Source organism: Saccharopolyspora gloriosae (genome assembly GCF_022828475.1).
GTDB lineage: Bacteria > Actinomycetota > Actinomycetes > Mycobacteriales > Pseudonocardiaceae > Saccharopolyspora_C > Saccharopolyspora_C gloriosae_A.
On record NZ_CP059557.1, the window covers coordinates 2,540,421 to 2,557,624 of the forward strand.

At 69.6% G+C, this 17,204-nt stretch carries 11 protein-coding genes; 8 read left to right on the plus strand and 3 right to left on the minus strand.

The window, feature by feature from the left end:
- Positions 1-10: 10 nt before the first annotated feature.
- From H2Q94_RS10820 to H2Q94_RS10830, 3 genes are read left to right on the plus strand one after another with little or no spacing between them, the layout of a single operon-like run.
- The gene (locus H2Q94_RS10820; protein WP_243794387.1) at positions 11-4,744 is read left to right on the plus strand and encodes a type I polyketide synthase; all 4,734 of its coding nucleotides are present in this window, start codon (positions 11-13) and stop codon (positions 4,742-4,744) included.
- On the plus strand, positions 4,737-7,985 hold the full coding sequence (locus H2Q94_RS10825) for a hotdog family protein (RefSeq protein WP_243794389.1): 3,249 nt from the start codon (positions 4,737-4,739) through the stop codon (positions 7,983-7,985). The genes H2Q94_RS10820 and H2Q94_RS10825 overlap by 8 nt, the downstream gene beginning before the upstream one ends.
- Entirely contained in the window at positions 7,982-9,001 is a 1,020-nt protein-coding gene (locus H2Q94_RS10830) for an SDR family oxidoreductase (RefSeq protein ID WP_243794391.1), read from the plus strand. Before H2Q94_RS10825 ends, H2Q94_RS10830 begins: the two co-directional genes overlap by 4 nt.
- Before the next feature lie 279 nt (positions 9,002-9,280).
- Here the strand turns inward: H2Q94_RS10830 and H2Q94_RS10835 are convergent, their stop codons facing one another.
- A complete protein-coding gene (locus tag H2Q94_RS10835) occupies positions 9,281-9,616 on the minus strand; it encodes a hypothetical protein (RefSeq protein WP_243794394.1) in 336 nt (111 codons plus the stop codon).
- Positions 9,617-9,728: 112 nt separating this feature from the next.
- On the opposite strand from H2Q94_RS10835, the gene H2Q94_RS10840 reads away from it, so the two are divergent.
- From H2Q94_RS10840 to H2Q94_RS10855, 4 genes are all read left to right on the plus strand, one after another.
- Positions 9,729-10,543 (plus strand): IS5 family transposase gene (locus H2Q94_RS10840; RefSeq protein WP_243794395.1). Its coding sequence is split into 2 segments (ribosomal slippage): positions 9,729-10,077 and positions 10,077-10,543, totalling 816 coding nucleotides; the frame shifts between segments, so codons are not numbered across the junction.
- 171 nt (positions 10,544-10,714) lie between these two features.
- Positions 10,715-11,377: an ATP-binding cassette domain-containing protein gene (locus H2Q94_RS10845; RefSeq protein ID WP_243794397.1), complete on the plus strand. Its 663-nt coding sequence runs from the start codon at positions 10,715-10,717 to the stop codon at positions 11,375-11,377.
- A 20-nt stretch (positions 11,378-11,397) separates the two neighbouring features.
- Entirely contained in the window at positions 11,398-13,341 is a 1,944-nt protein-coding gene (locus tag H2Q94_RS10850; protein WP_184479632.1) for a YhgE/Pip domain-containing protein, read from the plus strand.
- 155 nt (positions 13,342-13,496) lie between these two features.
- Positions 13,497-13,826, plus strand: coding sequence for an NADH-quinone oxidoreductase subunit D-related protein (locus H2Q94_RS10855; protein WP_243795653.1), 330 nt, complete (start codon positions 13,497-13,499; stop codon positions 13,824-13,826).
- 459 nt (positions 13,827-14,285) lie between these two features.
- On the opposite strand, the gene H2Q94_RS10860 is transcribed toward H2Q94_RS10855, so the two are convergent.
- A complete protein-coding gene (locus H2Q94_RS10860) occupies positions 14,286-15,347 on the minus strand; it encodes a CPBP family intramembrane glutamic endopeptidase (RefSeq protein WP_243794399.1) in 1,062 nt (353 codons plus the stop codon).
- Between the two features lie 29 nt (positions 15,348-15,376).
- Between H2Q94_RS10860 and H2Q94_RS10865 the strand changes: the two genes are divergently transcribed.
- Positions 15,377-16,249 (plus strand): MerR family transcriptional regulator, encoded by an 873-nt coding sequence (locus H2Q94_RS10865; protein WP_258718681.1) that lies wholly within the window; start codon positions 15,377-15,379, stop codon positions 16,247-16,249.
- Positions 16,250-16,674: 425 nt separating this feature from the next.
- Here H2Q94_RS10865 and H2Q94_RS10870 read toward each other — a convergent pair whose 3' ends face one another.
- Complete coding sequence (locus H2Q94_RS10870; RefSeq protein ID WP_243794403.1) at positions 16,675-16,884, minus strand: hypothetical protein; 210 nt, start codon at positions 16,882-16,884, stop codon at positions 16,675-16,677.
- Positions 16,885-17,204: the final 320 nt, after the last annotated feature.

Below are 17,204 nucleotides of genomic sequence, written 5' to 3' on the forward strand. Positions count from 1 at the left end.
AAACGGCAGCATGAACATCGACCACCGGATCGCGATCGTCGGCGTCAGCGCGATCATGCCGGGTGCACCGGACGTCGACGCGTTCTGGCGCAACGTCGTCGAGGGGCGCGACCTCATGACCGACGTCCCGGCCGACCGCTGGCTGGTCGAGGACTTCTACGACCCCGATCCGGACGCGCCGGACAAGACCTACGCCCGGCGCGGGGCGTTCCTGCCGGAGGTCGAGTTCGACCCGATGGCGCTGGGGGTGCCGCCCCGGAACCTGCCCGCGACCGACACCGCCCAGCTACTCGCCCTGGTCGTCGCCGAGCGCTTGCTGAGCGGCCTCGCCGACGCGGGGCTCGGCGAGGTCGACGGTGAGCGGGTCGGCGTTTTCGTCGGCTGCGCCTCCTTGCAGTTGCTCGGTGAGATGGCGACGCGGTCCGGGCGCCCGCAGTGGCGCCGGGCACTGCTGGAGAGCGGTCTGTCCGAAGTGGATGCGGATGCCGTCTGCGACCGCATCGTCGACTACTCGGCACCGTGGCAGGAGGCGACCTTCCCCGGTTTGCTGAGCAACGTGGTCGCGGGCCGCGTCGCGAACCGCTTCGACCTGCACGGCGCCAACTTCACCGTGGACGCCGCGTGCGCGAGCTCCCTGGCCGCCCTGTCGGTCGCGGTCGACGACCTGCTGCTCGGCCGTTCCGACCTGGTGGTCACCGGTGGGGTCGACACGCTCAACGACCCGATGACCTTCCAGTGCTTCAGCAAGACCCCGGCCCTGTCCCCGACCGGCGACTGCCGCCCGTTCGACGAGGACGCGGACGGCACGATGCTGGGGGAGGGCGTCGCGTTGTTCGCCCTGAAGCGCCTTTCCGATGCCGAACGGGACGGCGACCGGGTGCACGCCGTGATCCGCGGCATCGGGTCCTCTTCGGACGGTGGTGGCACCTCGGTGTACGCGCCGCTGGAGACCGGGCAGGCGCGGGCGCTGCGCCGGGCGTACGCGACCGCCGGCTTCGGCCCGGAGACCGTCGGCCTGGTCGAGGCGCACGGCACCGGCACCGCCCCCGGTGACACGGCCGAATTGGCGGCCCTGCGCTCCGTGTTCGATGCGAGCGGACGGACCGACCGCCAGTGGTGCGCACTCGGGTCCGTGAAGTCCCAGATCGGCCATACCAAGGCCGCGGCGGGAGCGGCGGGCCTGCTCAAAACGACCTTGGCGCTGCGGCACAAGGTGCTGCCGCCGACGATCAAGGTCGACCGGCCGAACCCCGCGCTTAACTTGGCCGACAGCCCCGTCTACCTGAACACGCGGGCACGGCCGTGGCTGAGCACGGCCGACCACCCGCGGCGGGCCTCGGTGTCCAGCTTCGGCTTCGGCGGCTCGAACTTCCACGTCGCGCTGGAGGAATACACCGGCGAAGCAGTCGGCTCGGCGCGCTGCGAGGCGCGGCCGGGGGAACTGGTGGTGCTGTCCGCCGCGTCACCGCAGGAGCTGTTCGAGCTCGACTCGTCCGGAAGTCTCACGGCGGTCGCCCGACGATCCCAAGAAGCCTTCCGCAGCACGCAGCAGCACCGGCTCGCGGTGGTCGCCTCGTCCGCTGAAGACCTCGCGCAGCAACTGGAGCAGGCGCGGGGTCTGGTCGGGGGGAAGCCGTTCTCGACGCCGACGGGCATGCACTACGGCGTCGGGCGCGTTCCGGGCCGGATCGCGTTCCTCTTTCCCGGCCAAGGCGCGCAGTACGTCGGCATGGGGACCGACCTGGCGATGCACTTCCCGCAGGCCCACGCGGTGTGGGACCGGCACGAGATCTCCCCGCTGGTGTTCCCGCCGCCGGTGTTCACCGATCCCGAACGGCAGGCGCAGCGACGCGCGCTCACCGACACCGGTGCCGCGCAGCCTGCCATCGCCGCGCACAGCCTCGCGCTGCTGTCGGTGCTGGAAGCGGTGGGGGTGCGGCCGGATTGCGTTGCCGGGCACAGCTTCGGAGAGCTGGTGGCCCTGCACGCGGCGCGCGTGTTCGACGAGGACGCGCTGATGCGGCTCGCCGTGCGCCGGGGAGAGTTGATGCGGGAGGGCTCCGGCGTCATGATCGCGCTGGAGGCGAGCACCGACGCGGTGACGGATCTCCTCGACCGCCAAGAGATCGGTGCGGCGTGGATCGCCAACCACAACGGTCCGCGCCAGGTCGTGGTGGCCGCGACCGCCGAAGCGGGCGCGCGGGTGCGCGAGTGCGCCGCCGCGGCAGGGATGGCCGCGCGGACGCTCGACACCTCGGCCGCCTTCCACAGTCGCCTCGTCGCATCGGCGACCGAGCCGCTGCAGGAGTTCCTGTCCGGGGAGACGGTTCGCGCGCCGCTGCTGGACGTGTACGGGAACGCGGCGGCAGCCGTGCATCCGGTGGAGCCGTCCGAGACCCGGCGGGCCGTCGCCGACCACGTCGCCTCGCCGGTTCGGTTCGCCGAGATGGTGCAGGCGATGCACGCCGACGATGTGCGGATCTTCCTGGAAGTGGGGCCGGGTGGTGCGTTGACCGGACTGGTCAAGGAGAACCTCCCCGATGCCCACGTGGTCGGCCTCGACCGCGCGGGCCGCAACGGGGTGACCGGACTGCTCGACGCGCTCGGACAGCTCTGCGCGCTCGGCGTCCCGCTCGACTGGGACGGGTTGTGGCACGGCCCGGCCAAGCCCGAGCCGGCGAAACCGGCGATGCCCGTGTTGATCAGCGGGGCCAACCACGGCAAGCGCTACCCGCCGAACCCGCAGTCACCGCCGACCGTGCCCGCACCGGTGCTGTCCGGCGCCGCGTCCCGGGACGGCGAACCGCGGGAAGGCGGCGGCCTGGACGGCGACACGCTGCGCGCGGTCGCGCAAGCCCAGCAGGAGGTCGCCCGTGCGCACGCGGCGTACCTGAGCATGGCCGAGAAATCGATCGACGCGCTGGCATCGCTGGAACCAGCAGCGGACCACGGCGCCGGACGAACTGCCGGGTCCCCGCCGGTCACCCGGGCCACTTACCAGCCCGCACCGTCCGGGCAACCGGCGATGCCCGGACAACCGGCGATGCCGGAACCACCCGAACCTGCCGTGCGGTCCGAATCGGTGTCGTCCTTGCCGGTCGCGCCGTCCCCACCAGCGGTCGTCGCGGCCTCGGATGCCGGTGCCGCGCGCGACGTCGGCGAACTGGAACCGCTGGTGCTGTCCGCCGTCGCCGAGAAGACCGGGTATCCGGTGGAGATCCTGGCACCGCACATGGAGCTGGAGGCCGACCTCGGCCTGGACTCGATCACCCGGGCGCAGGTCCTCGCGGTCCTGCGTCCGATGTTCCCGCAACTGGAATCGATGGACCGGGAACGGCTCGCTCCGCTGCTGACGTTGCGCACGCTCGGCGAAGTCGCCGACAGCTTGCGGGGGCTGCTGGACGCACCCGTCGCCCCCGGCATCGCCGGACCCGACCAGACGATCCACCGGCACGTGCAGACCTTGCGGCGCTCGCCCGCGCCGGGCAGACCTGTGCGAGGCATCGGGAGCGTGCTGATCACCGACGACGGCTCCGGTATCGCCAAGGAGACCGCGCGGTTGCTCGGTGAGCGCGGCGTCCGCGCGCAGGTGGCCACCCCGGACGGCATCGCCGCACCGGATACCGACGGTGTGGTGTTCCTCGGGGGACTGGCCGAGGTCGCTTCCGCCGACGATGCACTGGCCGTGCAGCGCGAAGCCTTCCGAACCGCACAGGCGATCGCGCCGCGGATGCGAGCCGAGGGCGGTGTGTTCGTCACGGTGCAGGACACCGGCGGCGGTTTCGGCCACCGCGATGGGCAGCGGCCCTGGCTCGGCGGCTTGGCCGCGCTGGCTCGAACCGTCCGCTGGGAGTGGCCGCTCGCCTCCGTCAAAGCGATCGATTGCCTGCGTGGTGATCGGTCGGCGGTCGAGGTCGCCGCCGCCGTCGTCGACGAACTGCTCGCCGGAGGACCCGACCTCGACGTCGCGCTCGACGCGGACGGGACACGGTGGACGCTCGGCCTCACCGAAGCGTCAGAACCGGTTGCGGCAGGGGACTTCGGTGCCGACCCGGTGATCGTCGTGTCGGGCGGGACCGGGGCCGTCACGGCGGCGGCCCTGCGCGAGCTCGGCTCCCGTCACCGCGCGCGTTTCGTGCTGCTCGGGCGTGGCTCCGCCAGCGAGGTGGAGGGGCTGGACCAGGCCCACTACCTGCGGGTCGACGTCCGGGATGCCGAAGCGGTGCGGACTGCGCTCGCGGGCGTGCGGGCGCAGTGGGGTCCGATCACCGGCGTCATCCACGCGGCCGGGGTGCTGGCCGACCGGCGCCTGGAGGACAAGACCGAGGAGCAGTTCGATGCCGTGTTCGGCACCAAGGTCGATGGCCTGCGGGCGCTGCTGGCCGCTACCCGCGAGGACCCGTTGCGGCTGCTGTGCGTGTTCTCGTCGGTCGTCGCGGCGACCGGCAACGCCGAGCAGTGCGATTACGCGATGGCGAACGAAACCCTCAACCACGTGCTCGCCGCCGAGCAGCACGTTCGGCCTGACGCGGTGGTCCGCTCGCTGCTGTGGGGGCCTTGGGAAGGCGGCATGGTCACGCCCGAGCTGGCCGAGGTGTTCCGGCTCGGTGGTGTCGACCTGATACCCCTCCACGCAGGAGCGAACGCTTTCGCCCGGGAATTGACCGCGACCACCGACGATCCTCGCGTGGTGATCACCGCCGGCCGCGCGCTGGCGCGACTCGGGGAGGTCGCCGATGGCTGAACCGGACGACTTCGAGGTCATGCCCCGCGCACCGCGGTCGCACCGGCTCGCACCCGCCCCGGCGAGCGCCGCGGAGCTGATCTCCGAACAGCTGCGGGTGGCCACCGACCTCCACGAGCGCTTCCTCACCGGTCAGGCGAGTCCGCGCGCTCAACTCCCCGCGCCCGCAGACGAACCGGCCCGCTCGGCGCAGTCCGCGGTCGATCTTGAGGGCTGGTACCTCGACCGGGCCGGCCGGATGATGGGCGCGGCGGTGCTGGACGAACTGCTGGCGGTGTGGCCGCAGCGCGAGGGCGCGTTCGACGGTGAACTCGTCTTCCACCACGCCCTGCCCGGACCGGGTGATCAGCTGCTCAGCTCGTTGACCGCCGGGGGAGCGACGTTGCAGGGCGTTGTGGACGGCTATTTGTCGTTGCACGGCAGCCTGTCGAACGATCTCGACCTGAGCCTCCCGCCCGAGCGCCCGGGCGCGGCATTCGACGCCGACGCGGTCACGGCATTCGCCGAGGGGCGACCGGCCGACTGCTTCACCGGCCCGGAGTGGGAGCTCACGCGCGCCCACGTCCGAAGCCCCGGCCTCGGCTCGCGACGTGCCGTCCTCCTGCGCGAAGTCACCTCATTCGCTCCCGGCGAGGGGCTTACCGCGACCGGACGCGTCTCGCCGAAGGCGTGGCGGTCACCCGCTGTGCTGCTGGAAGGCGGGCTCCAGGCGATGGCGTTCCAGCTCGCCGCAACCGGCGCCACGATCCACCGCGACGGCTGGCGGTTCGAGCCGCTGCCGGAGGCACCCGTCCGCCTGCGCCTGCGATCGCTCCGCGACACTCCGGGCGGAACGCCCCGGTACCACCTCACCGTGCGGTCGCTGGTCGGCACGACCGCGCGAGCGGACGTGGTCTGCGCGATCGGCGACCAGGTGGTGCTCCGCGCCGAAGGACTCGCGGTCCACCTCGTCGCGGACACGCCCCTGGCGCACTGGAAGCTGCTCGGTCCACCCGCGGTCCAGCGCACCGGCGATCCTGTTCCGCAAAGCGCGCTCGGCGGCCTTCGCGGCCACGCGGACCCGGCGGCCGCGACCACGGGCCGGACTCGTCTCGACCATGCGGCGATGCTCACCGCCGCATGGGGGGTGAGGACTGAGCTCTTCCCCGGTGCCGGCGACGACGCATTCCGGCTGCCAGGCCCGCCGTACCTGTTCATCACCCGGGTCACCGAGCTGTCGGCCGCATCAGGAAGCGTCCGGCCCGGCAGCCACCTGGTCGCCGAGTACGACGTTCCCGGACGCGTGTGGTTCCGCGAGCAGAGCGGGACGGTGCCGGTCGCGGTGCTCATGGAGGCCGCGCTGCAGCCCTGCGGCTTTCTGGCCGCCTTGATGGACGACGCAACGGCCGACGGGCAGCTGCGAATCCGCAACCTGGACGGCCGGCTGTCAACGGTCCGCGAAGTGTCCCCGGATGTCAGCTCGTTGCGCACCGCAGTCGAGTTCACCGGGCTGGATCGCTGGGACGGCACGGCGATCGAGACGTTCCGGGTCAGCTGCGAGGCCGACGGCGTCGTCGTGCTGGAAGGCACCCTGGTCTTCGCCGTGACACCCGTGGAGCGGTTGGCAGCCCAGACCGGTCTGCCTGCCACGGACGCGGACCGCGCCCGCCTCACCATGTTCTGCGGCCGACCCCGCATCGACCTGCGGTCCCGTCCCGCGCGTTACTTCGGGCGTGCCGCCCGCCTGCCCGGCCCGATGCTGCAGATGCTCGACCGGCTGACCGGCTACTGGCCTGACGGGGGCTCCGCCGGGCTCGGGCGGCTGCGAGCCGAGTGCGACGTGCGGGCCGACGCCTGGTACTTCAAAGCGCACTTCTTCGGAGACCCGGTGCAGCCCGGTTCGCTCGGTGTCGAGGCGATGTGCCAGTTGCTGTCCTGCTACCTGATCGAGCGCGGTGTCGGCGACGGGTTCCGCTTCGAGCCCGTCGTCCCCGGCTCGTGGACCTACCGCGGCCAGGTCGTGCCGTCCGACGCACTCGTCACCATCGAACTGGACGTGCTGGGCGTCGAGTTGGGGTCCGGCGGCGGGCACGCGGAAGCCGAGGCTTGGCTGTGGGTGGACGACCGCAAGGTCTACCACGTGCCCCGCCTGCGGGTTCGCGTGCTTCCCGGCGCGCCGGATGCACCATCCACAGTGGACACCGTGCTGGATCCTCAGGCGGACGCTTGGCTGGCGGACCATTGTCCTACGTGGACGGTCCCTGCCGTGCCGCTGATGTCCACCGCCGACCTCCTCGCCCGATCCGCCGGAGACCGCGCCGGTCGCCGGGTACGAGAACTGCGCGACCTGAGCGTGCAGCGATGGCTTCCCGTCACCAGCGCGGTCCGGCTTCGCGCAACCTGCACCGGTGAGGAAGGACGGCTCGCGGTGTGGCACGAAGCGGGTCCGCTGTCCAGGTTCGTACCGGTGGCCACCACGACGGTGGGCTTCGAGCCGCCGACCCGCCCGGCTCGCTTCACCCCGCTGGCGGACCTCGCGGACGTGCCGGATCCGTACGAGAACGCGCACCTCTTCCACGGTCCGAGCTTCCAGTACCTGACGGCGCTGAGCATGGGTTCCACCGGTTCCAGCGGCGTCCTCGACGCCGACCACGGCTCGGTCCCCCGCGGTGCGCTGCACCAAGGACTGCTGGACGCCGCCTTGCACACCATCCCGCACAACGAACTGCACCGGTGGGAGCCGGCCGTCGAACCCGGCCGGCTCGCGTTCCCGCACCGGCTGAACCACCTCGCCATGTTCGATCCGCTGCCGGACCACGGCGCAATGGAAGTCGAAGCACGTTGCGCGGGCACGCTGCCGGACGATCTCGTCGCGATCGACATCCAGATGTGCCGGGGCGAACACGTGCTGGTCGCTTTCCAGGTCGTCGTCATGCACGTGGCGGCCGGGCCACTCGCCACGGTCTCCGCTGCCGAACGCCGGGCTTACCTGCGCGACGCCGTGCCCGACCCCCGCCTCCTGCTGACCGGTTCGGACGGAGTGCTGAGAAGGCACGACGTGGAACGCAGCGACGCGTTGCCGGGCACCGCCAACGCCGTCTACGGCTTGCCCGCCGGCACCCGCGCCGCGGACTGGCTGCCGCACATCGCCGTCAAGGAGCACATCGCCCGAACCACCGGCGTTCACCCGCGCACCGTCGAGGTCACCAGCCTCGACAACGTCAGCTGGGACGACGACTCCGCCACCGTGAGGACCCCATGATCCTGATCACCGGAGCCTCCGGTGCCGTCGGCTCCGCCCTGCTGCGCGAACTGCACGGCGTTGACGAGGTCATCGCGCTCACCCACAACAAACCGGTCGACACCAGGTCCGCACGCGGCGACGTGACCCGGCCGTGGCTCGGGCTCCACCCGGCCGATTACCGCGATCTCGCGGCCAAGGTCGACGTGATCGTGCACTGCGCGGCGGCGGTGAACTTCTCGGCCTCGCACAAGCACCTGCACCGGGTCAACGTCGTCGGCACCGGCCACGTCCTGCGGTTCGCCGAGGACGCCGGCGCTCGCCTCGTGCACGGCTCCACGGCGTTCGTCGCTCGCGCGGGCGACGGAACTCCTTTTGATGCGTACGCCGCCACCAAGGCCGCCGGTGAAACCCTGGTCCGCGAATCCGGTCTGCCCGCATGCATCGCCCGCATCTCCACCGTGATCGGTGACTCCCGCACCGGCGACATCCCGCGGCTGCAGGCATTCCACAATCTGCTCGGCTTCGCCCTGTCCGGCCGGCTTCCCTTCCTGCCTTGCACGCCCGGCACCCGCGTCGACTTCGTTCCTCGGGATGCCGTTGCCGGTGCACTAGCCGCGCTCGCCCACGACCACGACGCGCACGGCGAGCGCTGGATCACCGCCGGGCCGGCCGCCCTGCCGATCGATCGTGTCATCGACATCGCTTGCGAGGCCGCTGCCGCCCGCACCGAGTACGACGAAGATCTGCGCGACATCGATCAGTCGGTCTTCCGCACCCGCCTCATCGACCCCGCTGCTGCGACCACGGTCATCAACGCAGTCCTCGCCCGCACCTCCAGCTCCGCGACCCCCAGCATCATTCAGCGCGCCGCCGACCTGATGGCCGCTTTCGACGACGCCGAGCCGTTTCCCACGTCGCTGGGCCGAATCCCCTCCGGGCCACCTGTGCTCACCGCCGAATCGAGCGAAACCGCCCTGCGCCACCAGATCGACCACCTCGCCGAACTGCCTCGGGAGACTTGGGAGTTTTCGTGACCGGCCGACTCGGTGAAGGCCGGTAGCGGGACTGCCGGTGTCAACAGGGCCAATAGCCGCTCACCACGCGAAGATCGAGCGAGACTGCTCCGGCCTCACCAGACCTGGTGAGTCCGTGAGCAGCAAACGGTGACCGTGCCCGGGTAGTTCGCTTCACTTTGGACAAGCTCGATGAGGAGGCGTTCACTCAAATGGGTTCACGCGGCGACAACGACTGCTGCGACCACAACCCAACGTGCTTGAGCAGGGTCTTGCGCAACTTCGCCGGACGCCGCTCCATCACCGAAGCCCGACCGACGAGGATCGCCGCCGCGACGGCGTGCCGGTCTGATCGCGCACCGGAGTCGCCAACACCAACCGCGCACCGTGATGCCTGCGGTTGGCCGCCACATCGCTCTTCTTGATGCCGTTGAAGTGCCGGGTGCACGAGGGCGCGGCCGCGTCGGCGACGGGAACCGGAGCGAGACCGAAGGCGACGGCGAACATCCCCGCGCCGGGCAGCATCAGCAAGCGGCGCAACGTCTTCCCGGTTCCAGGTGAATCGTCGCCGCCGGGCCGTGCGGTCGCCGTGTTCGGACTTTCGGGGAGGCGGCCCCGGCACCGGCGATGGGTCATCGACACAACTCGCTCCTCGCTCAATGGTGGTTCTTGACCAGGTCGAACAGGGGAGGAGCTTAGAGCGTGTCTCGTTTGGATCTTGACCCGCCGTCCGGGATGATCGTCCATTGTGGTTGATGCGTTGTCGCGCCGGTTGGTTCCTGACGAGCTGTGGGAGCTGGTCGAGCCGTTGATTCCCGAGGTTAAGGACCGCCCGCAGGGTGGTGGTCGGGCGCCGGCGAACCCTCGGATGGTGTTCACGGCGATCGTGTACGTGCTCACCAGCGGGTGCGCGTGGCGGTGGCTGCCGCCGTCGTTCGGCGTCAAGGTCCCGACCGCGCACCGGTGGTTCGTGCGCTGGACCGAAGCGGGCTTGTGGGCACGGATCCATCACGCGATGCTGGACGAGTTAGGTGGTCAGGGCTTGATCGACTGGTCCCGCGCGGTGGTTGGCGCCGCCCATGTTCGGGCGAAAAAAGGGGATCTATGACCGGTCCGAGCCCGGTCGATCGGGGCAAGCCTGGTTCGAAACTCCACATGCTCTCCGACGCTACCGGGCTGCCGATGGTCACCGGGATCTCGGCAGGCAACACGGCTGATGGTGACGCGATGATCCCGCTGGTCAACGCGATCCCGCCGGTCCGCTCCCGCCGCGGGCCGCGACGCCGCAAGCCCGCGAAGTTGCATGGCGACAAGGCCTACAACAGCCGCGCACGTCGCCGATGGTTGAGAGACAAGGGAATCCGACCCCGACTGGCCCGCAAGGACATCGAGCCCAAGGAACGCCTCGGCCGCCACCGGTGGGTCATCGAACGCTCCATGGCCTGGTTCACCGGCTACCGCCGCCTGACCCTGCGCTACGAACGCCGCGCCGACACCTTCAAAGCCTTCCTCGCCCTGGCAGCCGCCCTCGTCTGCTTCAAACGACTCCAACACGCCAAGTGAGACGCGCTCTTATCGGGGAATCGTTACGCCGCTGACGAAAGTGGTTCGGTTTGGAGCGCGGAGCGGGTGGCTGGGGGAGCGCCGCCGCATCTCGGCAGGAGCGATCGTTGTTTCCGGGAAACGAGAGCGTGGTGCTGCGTGATCGGGTGCCATTCCGGTTAGGGTGCCCCGGTGTCAGGGACGGATGTGGTCGCCGAAGGCGTGTCGGTGCGTGGGAACAGGGGGCCGGTTTTCGAGAACGTCTCGACCGCCGTCGAGGCGGGCGGCGTGCTGCTGGTTCGCGGCCCCTCCGGTTCCGGGCGGACTTCGCTGCTGCTCGCGCTTTCCGGCCGGATGCGGTTCGTCAGCGGAGCGGTGCGCGTCGGGGAGCACTTCCTGCCCGGTGATGCCGCCGCGGTTCGCGAGACCGTGGCGCTCGCCCGCGCACCGGTGTGCGAATTGGAGGAGCGGCTGCGGGTCGACGACCTGATCGCCGAACGTCGCTGGATCGACCGGGTCGATTCCTCGGCCATCTGCGCTGCGTTCGAACTCGTCGGGGTCGACGTGCCGGGTCGAGCAGTGATCGAGGACCTGGACCCGGCGACGAACGTGTTGGTCGCCGTCGCGCTGGCGGTGGCGCGCGAGCCGGGGGCCGTGGTTGTCGACGAGCCGGACACCGGGTGCGGGCCGGACGGGCGTGCGCAGGTGTGGGGCGGCCTCGGCCGGGTGCGTGAATCCGGTACCACGTTGTTGCTCAGCACCACGGACTTCCCACCGTGCTTCCCGGACGCGGTACCGGTGGTGCTGCCGCAGCGCAGCGCGGACCGGCTGGCCAGTGCTGAACGCCCGAACTGAAGCGGAGGATCGGTAGCCACATGACCGCCGTCAAACTGGCCCTGCTGGAGTTGCGCAGGTTCCGCGGCCCGCTGCGAAAACTGGTCCCGCCGCTGCTGTGCCTGATCCCGCTGCTGTACGGGGCCATGTACCTGTGGGCGAACTGGGATCCCTACGGCAAGCTCGACCGCATTCCGGTCGCCGTGGTCAACCAGGACCACGTCGCGCACACCGCGCAGGGGCAGCGGGTCGACGCCGGGCGAGAAGTGCAGCAGCAGCTCAAAGCGGCCGGGACGTTCCAGTGGAGCTTCACCGGCGAGGACGAGGCGCGGGACGGGCTGGAGCAGGGGCGCTACTACTTCACGATCACGATCCCGTCCGATTTCAGCGCGAAGCTCGCGACCGCGAGCAACACCGTGCCCGAGCAGGCCGGCATCGACATCCGGCTCAACGACGCGAACAACTACATCGCCGGGATCATGACGGAGGTCGTGCAGCCCCGACTTCAGGACCAGATCAACGCGGCGGCCCACGGCGCCTACGTGCGCAGCATCTACGGCGAGCTCTCCGACGTGAGGGACCGCTTGAGCGCGGCCTCCAACGGCGCGCACCGACTGCTCGGCGCCACCGAGGTGGCCCAGCAGGGAACCGGTTCGCTCGTCTCGGGGAGCGGCGCGCTGCACGACGGAGCGGGGCAGGTCAGCGACGGAGCCGCGCAGGTCGCCGAAGCCACCGGGCAGATCGACCAGGTCACCGGTGAGCTCAACCGGGCGGTCGCGGACCGGCTTCCCGCCGTCGCGGACGCGATGGTCGACACCGCCGCCGAGGTGGATCGCGGAACCGCCGCTGCGCACGCGGCCACCAGCGCGGTCAAGCAGGGCACCGAGCGCGGAATGGCCGACTTGGACGAACTCGTGCGCGCTCGTCCCGAGCTGGCCGACGAGCCGATCGTGCAGCGGACGCGCGAGCACGCACGCGATCTCGACGCCCGCGCCGGCCGGGCGGATCAGGACGCGGCGCGCAGCCAGCAGGAGGCGGGCCAGGCGCTGGCCCGAGCGCAGGAAGCCCGCGACGACGTCGGGCAGGCCCAGCGCAAGGTTCTGGACGCGAACGTCCCGATCCGGCTAATCGACTCCGGAGCCCACTCCGTCGCGGAAGGATCCCGGACGATCACCACGGGTCTCGGCGCGCTGGAAGAGGGCTCCGGCACGATGCGGACCGCCGCGGATCAGGCCAACTCCGCGGCCGCGGACCTCACCCACACCGTGGACTCGGCGTTCGGCCGCATTCCGGCGACCAACTCCGACCAGGTCACCGAGGCCGCGCGGGTGCTGGGCACCCCAGTGCGCATCGATCGGGAGAATCTGAACCCGGCCGGGCCTTACGGCCGAGGTTTCGCGCCGTTCTTCTTCAGCATCGCGCTGTGGGTGTTCGGGCTGTTCGCGTTCCTGCTGCTGCGGCCGGTGAACCTGCGCGCCCTGGCCGGACGCGCCGGCTCGTTCACCATCGCGGTCGCCGGATGGATGCCGGCGGCGATCCTGGGCGGCCTCGGAGCGCTGATCCTCTACGCCGTGGTGGACCTCGGGTTGGGGCTGGCGCCGCGGCACGCGATCGCGTGCGTGCTGCTGATGCTGGTCGGGATCGCGGCGTTCACGGCGATCGACCACTTCCTGCGCACCGCTCTCGGCGTACCGGGAGACGTGGTGTCACTGGTCCTGCTGGTGCTCCAGCTGACCTCCTCGGGCGGGCTGTACCCGATGCCCACCACACCGGTGTTCTTCCAAGCGCTCAACCCCCTGCTGCCGATGACCTACCTCGTCGACGGGCTGCGGGTAACGATCTCCGGAGGACTCGCGGAACACCTGGTGCGGGACTTCGCGGTGCTGGGCGGGTTCCTGGTGGTGTTCCTACTGGCGACAACGCTGGTGGTGCGTAGGCAGCGAATGTGGACGGTCTCCCGGCTGCACCCGGATGTCGTGTTGTGAGGCCGCGGGGGTTATCGAGGCCGCGACGGCCCGGCTCCGTCGAGCCCACCGCCTTTCAGGCCCGTCACCAATGAGTTGCAGCCGGTTCCGACCGTACGGAATTACCGCACAAACTCACATCTGCACTGGTGCGGGACCGCTTCACCGGTACCGCAGTGCTTTCCTCACAGCAGGCATCCGATCTGGGAACCTTGGGCTACGTCGCCCGCGCCAGCGGGTTGGCGGTAGATGCCCGGTGGGACCACCCGGTGCTGCCTCCGCCGCAGAAGCGCCTCTGCTACGAGCAGACTGGGGGCGACGTGTTGGCCCGTTTTTCCGGGAGGGCTGAGGAGATCGGTCGTTCGATCGAGATGATCGCGCACTTGGTGGAGCAGATGGACGGCCGGGTTTCCGCTACGAGTGAGCACGTCGACGACGTCGGTAGGCCCGGTCGTTCCGGTGTGGGCATCACCGAAGGTTGGAGGGCACTATCGTTCACCGGGTAGAGCTCGCGGTGGATGGGCGATTGAGCCGAGTAAAGGTCGCCTACCCGAGCTTCTTCAAATGGGCAGCGCTGCCGGTGGCGTTGAACAACACGATCGTTCCCGATTTTCCGCTGACAAACAAAAGTTTCAACTTGTCCTACGCGGGCAACGGGCCTCTAAAGTCCGGCGGAGTGCCCGGTCGATTGCGGTAGTCGACACGGTCGAACGCCGAGGGCGGCTGGCGTCGGTGTCCTTACTGGTCAACAGGTTTAAGGATGGCCGCGACGAGCCGCCGCGCACGCAGGTGGCCGCGGATCGTGCGCGAGGAACGGAACGGCCGCCCACGCCGCGCCCCTCCGACGAGGGCAGTAGCAGGGCCAGGCGGGCCCACTGGGCGTCAGTTGGGTGTCAGTCAGGACAGCGGTGCGCGACACTGATCAAGTGTCGCCCACCCTGACCACCCAATTTGGAAGACACGCCCTAGTGGTTCGGCTGGGTCGTGGGGCCGTGTTGACGGGCGGATGCGAAGACCGCGGCCGTCGTGGCGACCGTGGGCACGGCGAGGAGCAGCAGCGCGGGTTCACCTGTACCGCCGAGCAGATCGGTGTGCAGTACCAGCGCGAAGGTGAAGCTGACGGTGTTGTTCAGAGCGTGGAGGACCACGGCCGTCTCGAGCCCACCCGTACGCCAGGTGATGAGTGCCGCGCCGACGCCGAGAGTCAGGTAGTTCAGGTTCAGCCACGGGTTGCTCTGGAAGTGGATCGCGCTGAACAACGCTGCGGAGACCACTACGCCGACGATCAGTGCGGTGCGCGGGTTCCGGTTCCAGCTGCTCGCGACACGCAGGACGAGACCGCGGAACCCGAACTCTTCCCCCGCTGCCTGAAGCGGGGTCAGCAGCAGGGTGACGGCGAGGAGGCCGATCAGATCCGCGCTGCTGAACCGCGCAGGCTCGACCGGGGTCACAAGCGAGACGATGGCGATGAAGAGAATCGCCAGCGGGCCGGCGAAGAGAAGCGCTCGTCCGAACTCGTCGAACCGGAACCGGGAGACGACCGAGATCAGAGAGCGCCCCCGGACCCCGTAGAGCCAGCGCTGCACGAGCATGCTCCACGGGATGAGCAACGCAATGGAGGCTGCCCCGGCGGCCTGAAAGAGGATCGTGACGTCGTCACCGCCGAGCGTCGGGTTGACCCTCCCCATGGACAGGTCGACTTGGGCCGCCAGCCAGGTGATCACCGATCCGAACCCGAACAGCCCGACGACCACCAGCACGATGGCGGCGACGCCACGTCCCACCCGTCGACGGTCGTGGACCAGCGCCCGGTGGAAGGGGACGCCGCCCGCGCGGTCGGTGCCGGTCTCCGCGGCGTCGACCGCCCACAATGCAGTGGTGCTACCTGCCATGCTGTTCTCCGCTTCTCGGTCGTCGGTGGGGAATACCTGTTCGCCGCGACCAAGTGGACACGTTGACGTGACGTCACACTCAAGGCTTGGCTGCGAGGTGATCACCGGCGCGGCGGCCGGCGGAGAGACGGACACGAGGAATGCGGAGCGGCTGGAGGGCCGGGATGGCGTGGAGCACCAGGGAGATCGCCGAGTTGGCGGGGACGACCGCGCGCACGGTTCGCCACTACCACCAGATCGGGCTGTTGCCCGAGCCGGAACGACGTAGCAACGGTTACAAGCAGTACGGCGTGACCCACCTGATCCGTCTGCTGCGGATCAAGCGACTCGCCGAGCTCGGTGTCGGCCTGCACACCATCGCCCAGCTAACCGATGACGAACATCCGGTGGAGACGTTGCGGGCCCTTGACACCGAGCTCAGCGAACAGATGAGCCGGTTGAGCAGGGCACGAGCCGAGGTCACGATGATGTTGGAGGAGCAGCTCGCCACGGATCTGCCGCCGGAGTTCGCGGTGACCGTGGCCGTGCCGATGTCCGACGCGGACAGGCGTCTGACCTCGGTTCTGGGGAGACTTCTCGATCGCGACGATCGTCGCGCCTACGCGAACCTGGTCGCTTCGGATGCGCGCAGTCAGGTTGACGACGATTTCGAGTGCCTTGCGGCCGACGCCGCAGAAGCCGTCCGGCACGACCTCGCCGTGCGCATGGCGGCGCACCTGGAGACGCTGCGCGAGCAGCACCCCGGTGTCTTCGAGCTGGGCTCGTCGGATCCCCGACGCTTCCACTGCACCGTCGAGCAGGTCTCGCAGGAAATCTACAACCCGGCTCAACTCGACGTGCTGCGCCGGACGACAGCACTGTTCTGGCAGGGCAAGGATCGCGACAGGCCGTCGACGAGTGATCCCGGTAGCTGGGCCTCATCGACGGGCGTCTTTGGTGACATTCGCCCTCGGCACCACCGCGCCGCGGTGGGTCGAGCTTGCAGTCGAGGGTGGAGGCCGCGCCACCGCAGACCGATCAAACATCGCCTACCCTGACCGCCCATTCTGGGAGACACGCCCTAGTGCGCGCGCTGCCGTCCGTAACGGATTGATCCGATGTACGGAAACCGGGCGTGGGGCTCTCACACGTGAGCCACACCAAGTACGGGTCTCTCAGCAAAGCCCCGATCACGCTCGGCAGCGGGCACTGGACGGCTGGCTCCGCGCGGCGACCAACATCGAGCATCGCCCGAGCCGCTCTCCGGCAACCTCACTCGTAGCCAGCTCAGGACATGTCAAGAAGCTACTCATCCATATGCAATGACGTCTTCACGTCACTGCTTCTCGTCGAGATTTGATGCTCTTGCGGCAGCCCAAGAGGGACGCCTTTATGCGACCCGCTCATATGCTGACCAAAAAGATCCGGCAGCGATTCTATCCGGGAGCACAGCAGGGGGCAGGGGAGACCGCCTTATTCCCATTCAGCGCTGAAAGTCCTGGAAGAGAGCGTCGAGTGCGCGTCCGACACGCTCGGCACCCCATCTGGAGACAAGTTCGTCGAATTTTTGGCACGCTTGTTCGAGGTCGCTAGAAGCAAGCTCCAGCAGGTCTGATACGCGGCCGGTCAGCCAAATCTGGAGCAGCGCGTCTTCATGTACCGGCTTCGGTCTCTGGACAGCCTGTCTGTGCATGGATCAACAGTATTAGGACGTAAGGACCAGTTGCATTCATCTCTTCGGGGTTACTCAGTGGTACTCCGCAACATACTGGGCTGGCCGCACCGGGCGTTACAGCCCGTGGGCGGCCGGAGGATTGGGCTGGTTCCCGACTGGAGGCGTTGACGCCCCTGGCGGGCTGGATCGGCTCATCGGCGAGGGGGCTCTGCGGTGCCTCCGGCGTCTCACCTCCGGTGGGGGTCAGGCGGCGGCGCCGGGAACCGGCCAGACCCGCCCAGAGGTGCCGCTTATGGGACAAGGTCCCTCTCGGATGAGTGCTACCCGTCGTGCTGCGG

Coding starts and splice junctions, on each gene's coding strand:
- H2Q94_RS10835 (WP_243794394.1), bottom strand. CDS start 9,616: ATGACCCATCGCCGGTGCCGGGGCCGCCTCCCCGAAAGTCCGAACACG.
- H2Q94_RS10870 (WP_243794403.1), bottom strand. CDS start 16,884: ATGCACAGACAGGCTGTCCAGAGACCGAAGCCGGTACATGAAGACGCG.
- H2Q94_RS10865 (WP_258718681.1), top strand. CDS start 15,377: ATGGCGTGGAGCACCAGGGAGATCGCCGAGTTGGCGGGGACGACCGCG.
- H2Q94_RS10820 (WP_243794387.1), top strand. CDS start 11: ATGAACATCGACCACCGGATCGCGATCGTCGGCGTCAGCGCGATCATG.
- H2Q94_RS10825 (WP_243794389.1), top strand. CDS start 4,737: ATGGCTGAACCGGACGACTTCGAGGTCATGCCCCGCGCACCGCGGTCG.
- H2Q94_RS10850 (WP_184479632.1), top strand. CDS start 11,398: ATGACCGCCGTCAAACTGGCCCTGCTGGAGTTGCGCAGGTTCCGCGGC.
- H2Q94_RS10830 (WP_243794391.1), top strand. CDS start 7,982: ATGATCCTGATCACCGGAGCCTCCGGTGCCGTCGGCTCCGCCCTGCTG.